Source organism: Citrobacter sp. Igbk 16 (assembly GCF_028069755.1).
GTDB lineage: Bacteria > Pseudomonadota > Gammaproteobacteria > Enterobacterales > Enterobacteriaceae > Citrobacter.
Window position 1 is genome coordinate 75,985 of sequence record NZ_JANEWJ010000001.1, and the last position, 14,053, is coordinate 90,037.

A 14,053-nucleotide genomic window follows, 5' to 3' on the forward strand; every position below is an offset into this window, starting at 1 on the left:
GAAGGCAACTTGTGCCTTCTTTTATATGCGTAATCAGGGGTCAATTACAAATCATCGAGGAAAGTTTTATCCAGTTGTTTGAAGGCGCGCTTAAGCGTGTCAGCCAGCGCCTGGTAATCCGGCTTCCCTTCAACCGGCGATAACGCCTGTCCGGCTTCTTGTAATTTTCCCCGAACTTCGTAGAACCAGTTGAGAATCGAAGGCGGCAGTGGCGTAACGGAACGTTTACCCAACCACCACATGCCCTGCATTGGCAGGCTCAGCGCAAACAGCGCCGTTGCCACAGCCGGTCCCAACTGACCACCTAACGCAATTTGCCAGCATAACGTGAAGACGGCGATAGGTGGCATAAAGCGAATCGCATAGCGCGTCATGCGGATCACACGATTCTCAACAAACACGGGCGCCAGGCGCTTTTCCATTGGCCACGTCTTTGCGTAGTGCTGTCCCCGGCGAAACAAGCTAAAAAAATTGACGGAGCGATTATCCGGTGTCGACATGGCGGTTACCTCAACTTCACATATAAAAATTAAAAAATTTGTGCAAAACAACAACTGCAAAGGACATCGTTCAAAACATTTTGTCTTTGATACCCACATTCAGGTATCCTGTGCCGGCCTGTAAGGCCTTTAGTCCAAAATCATTGAGTCGTCAAATTGGCATACAGTATGCCATTGGCTGAAAAATACGCAAAATGGCATAGACTCAAAGGTATTTATTCCATCGTGCCCAAAAAGACCCTGGCGCATGATGTTAATCATAAACGTCGGTGTCATCATGCGCTACGCTCTATGACTCCCTGACGTTTTTTTAGCCACGTATCATAAATAGGTACTTCCATGTCGAGTAAGTTAGTACTGGTTCTGAACTGCGGTAGCTCCTCACTGAAATTTGCCATCATCGATGCAGTAAACGGTGAAGAATACCTCTCTGGTTTAGCCGAATGTTTCCATCTCCCAGAAGCACGTATCAAGTGGAAAATGGACGGCGGTAAACAAGAAGCGGCTTTAGGTGCAGGCGCCGCTCACAGTGAAGCGCTGAACTTTATCGTTAACACTATTCTGGCACAAAAACCAGAATTGTCCGCGCAATTGACTGCAATTGGTCACCGTATCGTACACGGCGGCGAGAAGTATACCAGCTCCGTGGTTATTGACGATTCCGTTATCCAGGGCATCAAAGATTCCGCCTCTTTCGCACCGCTGCACAACCCGGCTCACCTGATCGGTATCGCAGAAGCGCTGAAATCCTTCCCAAGCCTGAAAGACAAAAACGTGGCTGTGTTCGACACCGCGTTCCATCAGACTATGCCGGAAGAATCTTACCTCTACGCTCTGCCGTACAGCCTGTACAAAGAGCATGGCGTTCGTCGTTACGGCGCGCACGGTACCAGCCACTTCTTCGTGACTCAGGAAGCGGCAAAAATGCTGAACAAACCGGTTGATGAACTGAACATCATCACTTGCCATCTGGGCAACGGCGGTTCTGTTTCTGCAATCCGTAATGGTAAATGTGTTGATACCTCCATGGGTCTGACCCCGCTGGAAGGTCTGGTGATGGGTACGCGTTCCGGTGACATCGACCCGGCGATTATCTTCCACCTGCACGACACCCTGGGCATGAGCGTTGACCAGATCAACAAAATGCTGACCAAAGAGTCTGGCCTGCTGGGTCTGACCGAAGTCACCAGCGACTGCCGTTATGTTGAAGATAACTACACCACCAAAGAAGACGCTAAACGTGCAATGGACGTTTACTGCCACCGTCTGGCGAAATACATCGGTTCCTACACCGCGCTGATGGATGGTCGTCTGGATGCGGTTGTCTTCACCGGTGGCATTGGTGAAAACGCAGCGATGGTTCGTGAACTGTCTCTGGGCAAACTGGGCGTTCTGGGCTTCGAAGTTGACCACGAACGTAACCTGGCCGCACGTTTCGGCAAATCTGGTTTCATCAACAAAGAAGGTACCCGTCCTGCGGTGGTTATCCCAACCAACGAAGAACTGGTTATCGCGCAAGACGCGAGCCGTCTGACTGCCTGATTTCACACCGCCAGCTACACCCTAAATAATTCGAGTTGCAGGAAGGCGGCGACGTAGCGAATCCCAGGAGCGTACTCCAGTACGTGACTGGGGTGAGCGAAGAAAGCCAACGCACATGCAACTTGAAGTATGACGGGAGCTGGTGGTGCCGTTTTGTAACCCGCCTAAATTGGCGGTAACGAAAGAGGATAAACCGTGTCCCGTATTATTATGCTGATCCCTACCGGAACCAGCGTCGGCCTGACCAGCGTCAGCCTTGGCGTGATCCGTGCTATGGAACGCAAAGGCGTTCGTCTGAGCGTCTTTAAGCCAATCGCTCAACCTCGTGCCGGTGGCGATGCACCAGACCAGACTACCAGCATCGTGCGTGCTAACTCCTCTCTGCCAGCCGCTGAGCCGCTGAAGATGAGCCACGTGGAATCTCTGCTGTCCAGCAATCAGAAAGATGTGCTGATGGAAGAGATTATCGCGAACTACCACGCGAACACCAAAGATGCTGAAGTTGTACTGGTTGAAGGCCTGGTCCCAACCCGTAAACATCAGTTCGCCCAGTCTCTGAATTACGAAATCGCGAAAACGCTGAACGCGGAAATCGTCTTCGTGATGTCTCAGGGCACCGATACTCCGGAACAGCTGAACGAGCGTATTGAACTGACTCGCAGCAGCTTCGGCGGCGCGAAAAATACCAACATCACCGGCGTTATCGTTAACAAACTGAACGCACCGGTTGATGAGCAGGGCCGTACCCGCCCGGATCTGTCCGAGATTTTCGACGACTCTTCCAAAGCGAAAGTGATCAAAGTTGATCCGGCTAAACTGCAAGAATCCAGCCCGCTGCCAGTACTGGGCGCGGTGCCGTGGAGCTTCGATCTGATCGCAACGCGTGCAATCGATATGGCGCGTCACCTGAACGCTACCATCGTTAACGAAGGCGATATCAATACCCGTCGCGTGAAATCCGTAACGTTCTGCGCACGCAGCATTCCGCACATGCTGGAACACTTCCGTGCAGGTTCCCTGTTGGTAACGTCCGCCGATCGTCCTGACGTGCTGGTTGCAGCATGCCTGGCGGCAATGAACGGCGTAGAAATCGGCGCCCTGCTGCTGACTGGCGGCTACGAAATGGACGCGCGCATCAACAAACTGTGCGAACGTGCATTCGAAACTGGCCTGCCGGTATTCATGGTGAACACCAACACCTGGCAGACCTCTCTGAGCCTGCAGAGCTTCAACCTGGAAGTGCCGGTTGACGATCACGAGCGCATCGAGAAAGTTCAGGAATACGTTGCAAACTACATCAACGCTGACTGGATTGAATCTCTGACCGCGACCTCTGAGCGCAGCCGTCGTCTGTCTCCGCCAGCGTTCCGTTATCAGCTGACCGAACTGGCGCGTAAAGCCGGTAAACGTGTTGTTCTGCCAGAAGGTGACGAACCGCGTACTGTTAAAGCAGCGGCTATCTGTGCTGAACGTGGGATCGCAACCTGCGTACTGCTGGGTAACCCGGATGAGATCACCCGTGTTGCCGCGTCTCAGGGCGTTGAGCTGGGTGCTGGCGTAGAAATCGTTGACCCGGATGTGGTTCGCGAAAGCTACGTTGCTCGCCTGGTCGAACTGCGTAAAAACAAAGGCATGACCGAAACCGTTGCTCGCGAACAACTGGAAGACAACGTGGTTCTCGGTACTCTGATGCTGGAACAAGACGATGTTGACGGTCTGGTTTCTGGTGCCGTGCACACGACAGCAAACACCATTCGCCCGCCGCTGCAGCTTATTAAAACTGCGCCGGGTAGCTCTCTGGTGTCTTCTGTGTTCTTCATGCTGCTGCCGGATCAGGTTTATGTTTACGGCGACTGCGCGATCAACCCAGATCCAACCGCAGAACAGCTGGCAGAAATCGCGATTCAGTCTGCTGATTCCGCGATTGCCTTCGGCATCGAACCACGCGTTGCAATGCTCTCCTACTCCACCGGTACATCTGGTGCAGGTAGCGATGTAGAGAAAGTACGTGAAGCAACACGTCTGGCGCAGGAAAAACGTCCTGACCTGATGATCGACGGTCCTCTGCAGTACGATGCGGCTGTTATGGCTGATGTAGCAAAATCCAAAGCGCCGAACTCTCCGGTTGCAGGTCGCGCTACCGTGTTCATCTTCCCGGATCTGAACACCGGTAACACCACCTACAAAGCGGTACAACGTTCTGCTGACCTGATCTCCATCGGGCCGATGCTGCAGGGTATGCGTAAGCCGGTGAACGACCTGTCTCGTGGCGCGCTGGTAGACGATATCGTCTACACCATCGCTCTGACCGCGATCCAGTCTTCCCAGCAGCAGTAATCTGCTGTGTACGCCGGATGGTGACCTAAACGCATCCGTTGCGACCTACATAGCGTGATTCTTGAAACCGGAAATAGCTGATATTTCCGGTTTTTTTATGCCCGTCCCTTTCATTAACAAATTCTGAAATATTTGCTTAGATGCGCTGCATCAATGAATAACTATTCTCCTGTTTGCATACTTAGCCTCTTTGCTTTGCAACAGGGATAGTCCTTTATGTCTGCAGTAACAGAATCACAACCCGCGAAAAAATGGGCCATGCCCGACACGCTGGTCATTATTTTTTTCGTCGCCATTTTAACCAGTCTGGCAACATGGGTCGTTCCCGTCGGAATGTTCGACAGCCAGGAAGTGCAGTACCAGGTCGATGGACAAACCAAAACGCGTAAAGTGGTCGATCCCCACTCTTTTCGTATTCTGACCAACGATGCGGGTGAAGAGCAATATCACCGGGTTAAGTTCTTCACCACCGGCGATGAAAGCCCTGGTCTGATGAATTTTCCGTTTGAAGGGTTAACCTCCGGTTCAAAATTTGGCACCGCCGTTGGCATCATTATGTTTATGCTGGTGATTGGTGGTGCATTCGGCATCGTAATGCGCACAGGAACCATCGATAACGGCATCCTGGCGCTGATCCGTCATACACGGGGTAATGAGGTCTTGTTTATCCCGGTACTGTTTATTCTCTTCTCGTTAGGCGGTGCCGTCTTTGGGATGGGGGAAGAAGCGGTCGCCTTCGCCATTATCATTGCGCCGCTAATGGTGCGGTTAGGTTACGACAGCATCACCACCGTTCTGGTGACCTATATTGCCACCCAAATTGGCTTTGCCAGCTCATGGATGAACCCATTCTGTGTGGTTGTCGCACAGGGTATTGCGGGTGTGCCCGTGCTCTCGGGTTCGGGTCTGCGCATCGTCGTGTGGGTTGTGGCGACGATGATCGGCCTGACGTTCACGCTGGCCTACGCGGCACGTATCAAGAAGAACCCATTGCTGTCCCGGGTGCATGAATCGGACCGTTTCTTCCGTGAGCAGCAGGACGAGGTCGTCGAGCGACGTTTCACACTGGGTGACTGGCTGGTCCTGATCGTGTTGACCGCAGTGATGATTTGGGTGGTCTGGGGCGTTATCGTCAACGCGTGGTTCATTCCTGAAATTGCCAGTCAGTTTTTCACCATGGGGCTGGTGATTGGCATTATCGGGGTTGTTTTTCGACTCAACGGTATGACGGTCAATATCATGGCCTCCTCGTTTACTGAGGGTGCGCGAATGATGATCGCGCCTGCCCTGTTGGTCGGCTTTGCCAAGGGAATATTACTGCTGGTTGGTAATGGCGAAGCGGGTGATGCCAGTGTGTTAAATACCCTGCTGCACAGTATCGCCAACGGTATCAGTGGCCTGGACAACGCGATTGCGGCCTGGTTTATGCTGCTTTTCCAGGCTGTGTTTAACTTCTTTGTCACATCCGGTTCGGGTCAGGCAGCACTGACTATGCCGCTACTGGCACCACTGGGCGATCTGGTTGGGGTAAACCGCCAGGTCACCGTGTTGGCTTTTCAGTTTGGTGACGGCTTCAGTCATATTATCTACCCAACCTCTGCGTCGCTGATGGCGACATTAGGGGTATGTCGGGTGGACTTCCGCAACTGGTTGAAGGTGGGTGCCACGCTGCTGGGCCTGCTGTTTATTATGTCCAGCGTAGTGGTTATTGGTGCGCAAATGATGGGCTACCATTAAACAACAAGGCCGGATAATGCACATCAGCGGCTTATCCGGCCTACAACGAGTCCCGATCCGTCATCCAGGATCGGTGGCGCTGAGTTTACTCAGCTTCTTCGTGTTTTTCGGCTTTCGCACTTTCATTCTTGGCATTGCGTGTCATCCACAGCGCCAGTGCTTTCAGTGAGTCCGGTGTAAATTCATCACAGCGCGCGGTAATTTCTTCCGGCGTCAGCCAGCACACTTCACTAATCTCTTCTTCCTGCAGCGCAAACGGTCCGTGAGAAACGCAGCTAAACAGCCCGCCCCAGACGCGACAGTTCTGGTCTTCAAAATAAAACTGACCGTGCTCGGCAAACGGGACACCGGCAATGCCCAATTCTTCTTCCGCTTCACGACGCGCGGAGTCCAGAAGCTGCTCATCAGCCTGCACAACCCCCCCCGCGGTAGCATCCAGCATACCGGGCATAAAGTCCTTTGTCTCAGTGCGACGTTGAACCAGAATTTTACCCATACCATCGTGTACAACGATATACGTTGCACGGTGGCGCAAGCATTGTGCCCGCATTTGTTCCCGGCTGGATTGTGCGATGACTTCATTGTCTTCATTCACAATATCCACCCATTCAGTACTTGCCAAACGACGCTGTTCCACCATCAGGAAACCTTCTTTTTTCTAGCGCTCTTACGGCGCGTTTACGTTTGTGGGGTAAATTACGGATTAATCTCGACCTGCGCAATAATACTTTGATCATTGAGTGCCATCACGCTGAGAACATTATCATCCAGAATCCCGTAGCTTGCCGTAAATCCCCCTTTCGGGATGCTTACCGAACCTGGGTTAAATTGGTAGATATCCCCACGTCGCTCTGCCACCGGCAAATGCGTATGCCCATAAACCAGCACATCGCCGGCGTTGAGCGGTGGTAAGTTATCCGGACCAAAAAGATGTCCGTGCGTCAGAAAGAGTCGCTGGCTGTCAGTCAGAATTTGCTGCCACGGCGCGGTTATTGGAAAATGCAGGAGCATCTGATCCACTTCGCTGTCGCAATTTCCACGCACTGCAATTATCCGCGACGCCTGCTCATTCAAACGCTCGGCGACCTGTGCTGGCGCGTAGCCCTCTGGCAACGCATTACGCGGCCCATGGTTCAATACATCGCCCAGTATCACCAGCCATTGCGCACCACTTTGGGTAAACCGTTCAAGTACGCATTCCGTAGCCGGCAACGAACCATGAATGTCCGATGCGAACATCAGTTTCATCACTCACCCCTCGTTGAAAAATACCTTTCAATGATACTGGATTACGCCCCTACTTTCAGCAGGAACGCTTCGCTGAAAGCGCGATAAAACGTTGTACCGAAGCGCGCTGCCACTGGAAGGTGGCATACTCCGCGAGCTGTTCAGGTACATCATCGCCATTCAGAACCAATCGATTAAGCATTAGCGCCAAATCGCTGTCTGCGATACACCATTCACCAAACAAATTCTGCTTACCTTGCGCCAGTAAACTGCCCGCCGTGGCAAACAATTTTTCCGCACTGGCCCTTCCTGCTTCCGTCAACGGACCTTTCTTCACGCCACCAAAAACCACATCCGTCGAGCGCTCTTCCCGGATAGGCATCAGATCGCTACGGAGCCAGGCCTGAACCTGGCGGGCACGAGCCCGTTTTTGTAGATCGTGCGGATAAATACGCTCCCATTGCGGTGGAGCGAAACGCTCTTCCAGGAACTCGGCAATCGCCGAGGATTCACTCAGTTCAAAACCGTCAATGTCCAGAACCGGTACACGACGCGTCAGCGCATACCCTTGCCATGAAGGTTGCAAGTGTTCACCACTATTGAGGTCGACAGTTTTCAGCGTAAAAGGCAGCCCTTTCTCTTGCAGAGCGACATAAACAGACAGCACATAAGGGGAGAAAAAATTGGCATCTGACCACAGCGTAATTGCAGGTTTGCTCATAATGTCCTCTGAAGTGTATTGGCTTGCTTTCAAAATATAGAGTCTTTCTCTCGCTGTCACTTGATGAAAACTCACGCACGTCAGCAGCTTCTATACTTGTAGTGACCCGGTTCATGACAAAACGGACGCTGAAAATGATCGACCTCTACTACACTCCATCGCCAAACGGGCACAAAATCACACTGTTTCTCGAAGAGGCACAGTTAAAGTACCGCCTGATTCATGTAGATATCAGCAGAGGCAGCCAGTTCCGCCCTGACTTTTTGCAGATTTCACCGAATAATAAAATTCCGGCCATCATCGACTGCGCCCCGGAGGATGGTGGAAAACCCATTAGCCTGTTTGAGTCTGGTGAGATTTTACTCTACCTGGCGGAAAAGAGCGGTAAGCTACTCAGCGGTGAATTACGCGAGCGCCACACCACGCTGCAGTGGCTCTTCTGGCAGGTTAGCGGACTTGGGCCAATGCTGGGACAAAATCATCACTTCAGCCACTTCGCACCGCAGACCATCCCCTACGCTATTGAACGGTATCAGGTGGAAACCCAGCGACTGTACAACGTCATGAATAAACGTCTGGAAATATCACCCTGGCTGGGTGGCGATCATTACAGCATTGCCGACATTGCCTGCTGGCCGTGGATTAATCTCCACCAGCGCCAGCGTATCGACCTCGACAACTATCCGGCGGTCAATAACTGGTACGAACGAATCCGTACTCGTCCCGCAACAGAACGGGCGATGCAGCAAGCGCAGAGCGAGAAAAGTTAACGCGATTCGGTTCTCGTGTATCATGAAAAGGTTCATACATGGAGGAAACCTGCAATGTCACAACCTGACGCAATTATTCGTATAAAAAACCTTCGTCTGCGCACTTTTATCGGCATTAAAGAAGAGGAGATCCTGAACCGACAGGATATCGTCATCAATATTGCCATCCACTATCCCGCAGACAAAGCCCGGACCAGTGAAGATATCAACGACGCGCTGAATTATCGCACCATCACCAAGAGCATCATTTCGCACGTTGAGAGTAACCGCTTCTCATTGTTGGAAAAATTAACGCAAGATGTGCTCGATATCGCACGCGAACATCACTGGGTCACTTATGCTGAAGTGGAGATCGATAAACTTCACGCATTGCGTTACGCCGACTCCGTTTCCATGACATTGAGCTGGCAGCGCTAAACGTAACTCGGGAGGCGACATGCAGATTCTGATTACCGGCGGTACTGGCCTGATTGGACGTCATTTGATCCCCCGCCTGCTGGAACTGGGGCATCAGATTACCGTAGTGACACGTACTCCTGATAAGGCTCGTCAGATTCTGGACTCCCGGGTCACGCTATGGAAAGGGCTGGAAGAGCAGCAAAACCTCGATGGCATTGATGCTGTCATCAATCTTGCCGGAGAACCTATCGCTGACAAACGCTGGAGCGCTGAGCAAAAAGAGCGCTTGTGCCAGAGCCGCTGGGGGATTACGCAGAAACTGGTCGATTTAATCAAGGTCAGCGACACGCCGCCTGCCGTACTCATCTCTGGTTCCGCTACGGGATACTACGGCGATCTGGGTGAAGTCGTTGTGACGGAAGAAGAACCGCCACACAATGAATTCACCCATAAGTTGTGCGCCCGGTGGGAACAGATCGCCAGCGCTGCGCAAAGCGACAGAACGCGCGTATGTTTGCTGCGTACTGGCGTTGTATTGGCCTCTACGGGCGGGATCCTCGCTAAGATGGTCCCACCGTTTCGTCTGGGGCTTGGCGGTCCTATCGGCAATGGGCGTCAATACCTGGCCTGGATCCATATTGACGATATGGTCAATGGGATTATCTGGCTGCTGGATAACGATCTGCGCGGTCCCTTCAACATGGTTTCGCCGTACCCGGTTCGCAATGAGCAGTTTGCCCATGCGCTGGGTCATGCCCTGAACCGCCCGGCGATCCTGCGCGTTCCGGCGGCCGCGATGCGGCTGCTGATGGGCGAATCCTCGGTACTGGTCCTCGGGGGGCAGCGTGCGTTGCCCAAACGCCTGGAAGCGGCAGCCTTTGTGTTTCGTTGGTACGATTTGGAAGAAGCGCTGGCCGATGTCATCCGATAATGTCTGATATCCCTTCACTGTTGCCATTGTGGTGGTATGGTTAAAAAACCGAATACCACAATGGCGACGTTATGGCGATAATATCAACACCCCGACTTACCCTCTCTTTGTACCAACTCGCTGACTGGCCTTTTTTCCAGCGGCTACGAGAAAATCCTGACGTCATGCGTTTCATGGGGGATATCGCCCCAACCAAAGATACTCGCCTGCTCTTCGCCAGACGCCTTTCCGCTCGACATACCTTTGTTATCCGTGAGCACAACAACACGGCGCAACTGGGTGATATTGGCTTACAGATAAGCCATCTTTATCCTCAGGAAGCTGATATTGGCTACGCCATCACGCCACGGGCGCAAGGAAAAGGTATTGCCAGCGAAGCCGTACGTGCCGTGTGCGATTATGCCTTTCAACAGGCTGGCGTAACGGCGATAAATGCCTATGTATTAGCCGGGAATACCGGATCGATACGCATTCTGGAAAAAACAGGATTTATACGCACTCAGGTGCTTGAAAAAGCCTATGAAGTGAACGGCATAGCGCATGACGACTGGGTTTATCGTTTGGAGTACAGCGCGTTAAAACGGTAGGCCCGGCAAGCATAGCGCCTCCGGGCAACTCAATTACTTCAGCGATCCTTTAAGGAACTGCTGTAAACGCGGGCTTTGTGGGTTCCCGAACACCTGCTCCGGATTGCCCTCTTCTTCAATTTTTCCCTGATGCAGGAAAATAACGTGTGAGGATACGTGGCGGGCAAACCCCATTTCATGCGTCACGACCACCATGGTTTTCCCCTCCTCAGCCAGCTGTTGCATGATGCGCAGCACTTCGCCGACCAGCTCTGGGTCTAGCGCCGAGGTGGGTTCATCAAACAGCAGAACTTCCGGCTCCATCGCCAGCGCACGGGCAATTGACACACGCTGCTGCTGACCGCCGGACAGATGCACCGGGTATTTCCCCTGCGCGCGCTCATCAATACCGACTTTGGCCAGATACTTCACCGCACGCTCGCGGGCTTCATGCTTGCTCAGCCCCAGCACCTGGATAGGTGCTTCCATGACGTTTTCCAGCACCGTCATGTGACTCCACAGGTTGAAGTGCTGAAAAACCATCGTCAGTCGCGTACGTAACAGACGCAGCTGATTTTTATCTGCAACCTTCAACTGACCGTCTTTGTCGCGTACCAGACCAATATTCTGACCGCTAACCACAATCGTTCCGGCGCTCGGTTTTTCCAGAAAGTTAATGCAGCGCAGGAAGGTACTTTTACCCGAACCTGACGAACCAATAATGCTGATAACATCACCCGCATTGGCCTGCAGCGATACCCCTTTCAGCACTTCATGTTCGCCGTAGTGCTTATGTAAATCGATAACGTTTAATTTATTCTCAGGCATCGTGTTACTCGAACTATTTAGAGGATACATGCTGCAACCAGCGTTTTTCCGCTTTACGGAACAAACTGATCAGGACATACGAAATCATCAAATACAGTACAGCGGCAATACCGAATGCGGTAAATGGCTGGTAGGTTGCCGAGTTGATGTCACGGGCGATTTTCAACAAATCCGGCACCGTCGCAGTAAATGCCAGCGCCGTGGAATGCAGCATTAAAATGACTTCGTTGCTGTATGCCGGTAACGCGATACGCAGTGCGGAAGGCAAGATAATGCAGCGGTACAGTTTGAAGGAAGAGAAACCGTAAGCTCGTGCGGCTTCAATCTCGCCATGCGGCACGGAACGGATGGCTCCGGCAAAAATCTCCGTCGTGTAGGCACAGGTATTCAGCGTCAGCGCCAGTACGGTACAGTTCAGCCCGCTGCGGAAAAACGCGTTGAGAAAATCTGTCCCTTTCACAATCTCCAGCGTATACATGCCGGAATAAAACACCAACAACTGAACATACAGCGGCGTTCCACGAAAAATATAGGTGAACAACCAGATAGGAAACTGGATAAATTTATTGCTTGATACACGACCAATCGCCAAAAACAGTGCCAGAATCCCGCCCATCACCACCGATGAGATCAGCAACCACAATGTGATCGCCACGCCGGTAAAGCGATAGCCGTCAGTCCACAACAGGGATTTCCAGTACTCCTGAATAATTTCAATCACAGGTCAGCCCTCTTCACACCCACGGAGTAGCGGCGCTCAAGGTACAGCAGCACACCATTAGACACGGTGGTAAACACCAGATAGATGACCCCACATACCACGGCAAAATAGAACGGCTCCCAGGTGCTTTTTCCGGCAAGCTGAGTGGCTTTCACCACATCTTCAAGTCCAAGCAGTGACACCAGCGCCGTGGCCTTCAGAATAACCTGCCAGTTGTTGCCAATCCCCGGCAAGGCAAAGCGCATCATTGCCGGAAACATAATGCGGCGAAAAATTTGCGAACGGGTAAAACCGAATGCCGTCGCCGCTTCAATATGACCTTTCGGTACTGCCATAAACGCGCCACGGAAGGTTTCCGTAAAATAGGCTCCGTAGATAAATCCGAGCGTAATAATCCCTGCAACCATCGGATCGATATCAATCTGACTGATACCCACTGCGTCGGTAATCGTATTCAGCGCGATTTGTAATCCGTAGAAAATGAGCAGCATTAAGACGAGATCGGGAACCCCGCGGATAAGCGTGGTGTACCCTTCGAAAATAAGCTCCATTGCCCGGTTTTGCGAAAGCTTCGCTGCCGCGCCAACAAGGCCTATCATGACCGCCAGCACTACCGAGCTGAGAGCCAGCTCCAGCGTAACAATCGCGCCCTGTAAAATAACACCTGAAAAGCCATACAACATGCTGCCTGTCCTGTCGTGTGTGGTGGAGTAATAAGCCTCTTTTGATTTCAGACTAACCGTTAAATGCCGGATGGCGGCTTTGCCTTATCCGGCCTACAAAATCACCGTAGGCCGGATAAGCGCAGCGCCATCAGGCATAAATTCAACGCGTCAAAAATCTACGGGCTTTATCAGCACCTGCGGTGATTAACCGCCGTAAACATCAAAATCGAAATACTTTTTCGCCAGCTTCTCGTAAGTACCGTCAGCACGCATCTCTGCAAATGCTTTATTCAGTGCTTCGCGCAGTTCATTATCGTCTTTGCGCAGCCCCATACCGGTACCGACGCCGAACAGTTTCTCGTCTTTCACTGACGGGCCGCCGAATTTGTAATCTTTACCTACTGGCTGCTTCAGGAAGCCTTCGCTGGCCGCGACTTCATCCTGGAATGCGGCATCAATACGCCCGGCAGTCAGGTCAGAATAGATATTGTCTTGCCCCTGATAAGAGACGATTTCAATGCCTTTTGGCGCCCAGTGTTCGTTACCGAACGTTTCCTGAGTCGTGCCCTGCAGCACACCGACACGCTTACCTTTCAGAGACTCGATGGTCGGCTGAATAGCGGAATCTTTAGCAACCACCAGACGAGAGTCTGCTGCATAAAGCTTGTCGGTAAAGGCAATCTCTTGCTGACGTTTTTCAGTAATGGAAAGCGACGACATGATGGCATCGATCTTCTTCGCTTTTAACGAAGGGATCAGCGCATCCAGCGGGTTTTCCACGAAGGTACATTGTGTATTGATGCGTTTGCAGAGCTCTTTAGCCAGATCGATATCAAAACCGACCAATTCACCCTGTGCATTTTTCGATTCGAACGGTGCATAAGTAGGATCTGTACCGATACGAATTTTTTGCGGGATGGCTGCAAATGCTGCGGTAGCACTGGAGAAAGCCAGAACCAGAGAAAGAGACAACACCAGTTTTTTCATAACTATCCTCAACAGACTGTCTTTTATAGGGGATCTTTACAGGACCAGGTGCAGTTATCGTGCCATTAATCAGGCCGACAAGGCAAAGCATTCTACCTTGTCAGCGGTATTTATTTGCATGA

15 protein-coding genes are annotated in these 14,053 nt (G+C 52.0%); 7 read left to right on the forward strand and 8 right to left on the reverse strand.

The annotated features are described in order from the left end of the window. Positions 1-44: 44 nt before the first annotated feature. Positions 45-500: a terminus macrodomain insulation protein YfbV gene (gene yfbV, locus NNO03_RS00315; protein WP_003028087.1), complete on the reverse strand. Its 456-nt coding sequence runs from the start codon at positions 498-500 to the stop codon at positions 45-47. Positions 501-839: 339 nt separating this feature from the next. Here yfbV and ackA point away from each other — a divergent pair, with 339 nt between their 5' ends. The 3 genes from ackA to yfcC all read left to right on the forward strand — a co-directional run bounded on the left by ackA (position 840) and on the right by yfcC (position 6,116). Beyond that, a complete protein-coding gene (ackA, locus tag NNO03_RS00320) occupies positions 840-2,042 on the forward strand; it encodes an acetate kinase (RefSeq protein WP_006683648.1) in 1,203 nt (400 codons plus the stop codon). A gap of 195 nt (positions 2,043-2,237) precedes the next feature. Beyond that, on the forward strand, positions 2,238-4,379 hold the full coding sequence (gene pta, locus NNO03_RS00325; RefSeq protein ID WP_137384163.1) for a phosphate acetyltransferase: 2,142 nt from the start codon (positions 2,238-2,240) through the stop codon (positions 4,377-4,379). A gap of 216 nt (positions 4,380-4,595) precedes the next feature. Beyond that, complete coding sequence (gene yfcC / locus NNO03_RS00330) at positions 4,596-6,116, forward strand: putative basic amino acid antiporter YfcC (RefSeq protein ID WP_271440251.1); 1,521 nt, start codon at positions 4,596-4,598, stop codon at positions 6,114-6,116. Between the two features lie 85 nt (positions 6,117-6,201). Here the strand turns inward: yfcC and yfcD are convergent, their stop codons facing one another. The 3 genes from yfcD to yfcF are packed head-to-tail and all read right to left on the reverse strand — an operon-like array spanning position 6,202 to position 8,064. Then, the gene (gene yfcD, locus NNO03_RS00335) at positions 6,202-6,756 is read right to left on the reverse strand and encodes an NUDIX hydrolase YfcD (protein ID WP_048211064.1); all 555 of its coding nucleotides are present in this window, start codon (positions 6,754-6,756) and stop codon (positions 6,202-6,204) included. Positions 6,757-6,812: 56 nt separating this feature from the next. Continuing rightward, the gene (gene yfcE / locus NNO03_RS00340; RefSeq protein ID WP_271440250.1) at positions 6,813-7,364 is read right to left on the reverse strand and encodes a phosphodiesterase; all 552 of its coding nucleotides are present in this window, start codon (positions 7,362-7,364) and stop codon (positions 6,813-6,815) included. Positions 7,365-7,419: 55 nt separating this feature from the next. After that, positions 7,420-8,064, reverse strand: coding sequence for a glutathione transferase (yfcF, locus tag NNO03_RS00345; RefSeq protein ID WP_271440249.1), 645 nt, complete (start codon positions 8,062-8,064; stop codon positions 7,420-7,422). Between the two features lie 134 nt (positions 8,065-8,198). Here yfcF and yfcG point away from each other — a divergent pair, with 134 nt between their 5' ends. The 4 genes from yfcG to NNO03_RS00365 all read left to right on the forward strand — a co-directional run bounded on the left by yfcG (position 8,199) and on the right by NNO03_RS00365 (position 10,751). Beyond that, positions 8,199-8,834: a GSH-dependent disulfide bond oxidoreductase gene (gene yfcG, locus NNO03_RS00350; protein WP_271440257.1), complete on the forward strand. Its 636-nt coding sequence runs from the start codon at positions 8,199-8,201 to the stop codon at positions 8,832-8,834. A gap of 54 nt (positions 8,835-8,888) precedes the next feature. After that, a complete protein-coding gene (gene folX / locus NNO03_RS00355) occupies positions 8,889-9,251 on the forward strand; it encodes a dihydroneopterin triphosphate 2'-epimerase (protein ID WP_005129505.1) in 363 nt (120 codons plus the stop codon). 19 nt (positions 9,252-9,270) lie between these two features. Beyond that, positions 9,271-10,164, forward strand: a complete 894-nt coding sequence (locus tag NNO03_RS00360; protein WP_271448537.1) for a TIGR01777 family oxidoreductase — start codon at positions 9,271-9,273, stop codon at positions 10,162-10,164. A 71-nt stretch (positions 10,165-10,235) separates the two neighbouring features. Further along, positions 10,236-10,751 (forward strand): GNAT family N-acetyltransferase, encoded by a 516-nt coding sequence (locus NNO03_RS00365; protein WP_271448538.1) that lies wholly within the window; start codon positions 10,236-10,238, stop codon positions 10,749-10,751. Positions 10,752-10,784: 33 nt separating this feature from the next. Here the strand turns inward: NNO03_RS00365 and hisP are convergent, their stop codons facing one another. From hisP to hisJ, 4 genes are all read right to left on the reverse strand, one after another. Beyond that, positions 10,785-11,558: a histidine ABC transporter ATP-binding protein HisP gene (gene hisP, locus NNO03_RS00370; RefSeq protein ID WP_271440246.1), complete on the reverse strand. Its 774-nt coding sequence runs from the start codon at positions 11,556-11,558 to the stop codon at positions 10,785-10,787. 13 nt (positions 11,559-11,571) lie between these two features. Then, positions 11,572-12,279, reverse strand: coding sequence for a histidine ABC transporter permease HisM (hisM, locus tag NNO03_RS00375; RefSeq protein ID WP_271440245.1), 708 nt, complete (start codon positions 12,277-12,279; stop codon positions 11,572-11,574). Next, complete coding sequence (locus NNO03_RS00380; RefSeq protein ID WP_271440244.1) at positions 12,276-12,962, reverse strand: histidine ABC transporter permease HisQ; 687 nt, start codon at positions 12,960-12,962, stop codon at positions 12,276-12,278. Before NNO03_RS00380 ends, hisM begins: the two co-directional genes overlap by 4 nt. Positions 12,963-13,148: 186 nt before the next feature. Further along, entirely contained in the window at positions 13,149-13,931 is a 783-nt protein-coding gene (gene hisJ, locus NNO03_RS00385; RefSeq protein ID WP_003028120.1) for a histidine ABC transporter substrate-binding protein HisJ, read from the reverse strand. Positions 13,932-14,053: the final 122 nt, after the last annotated feature.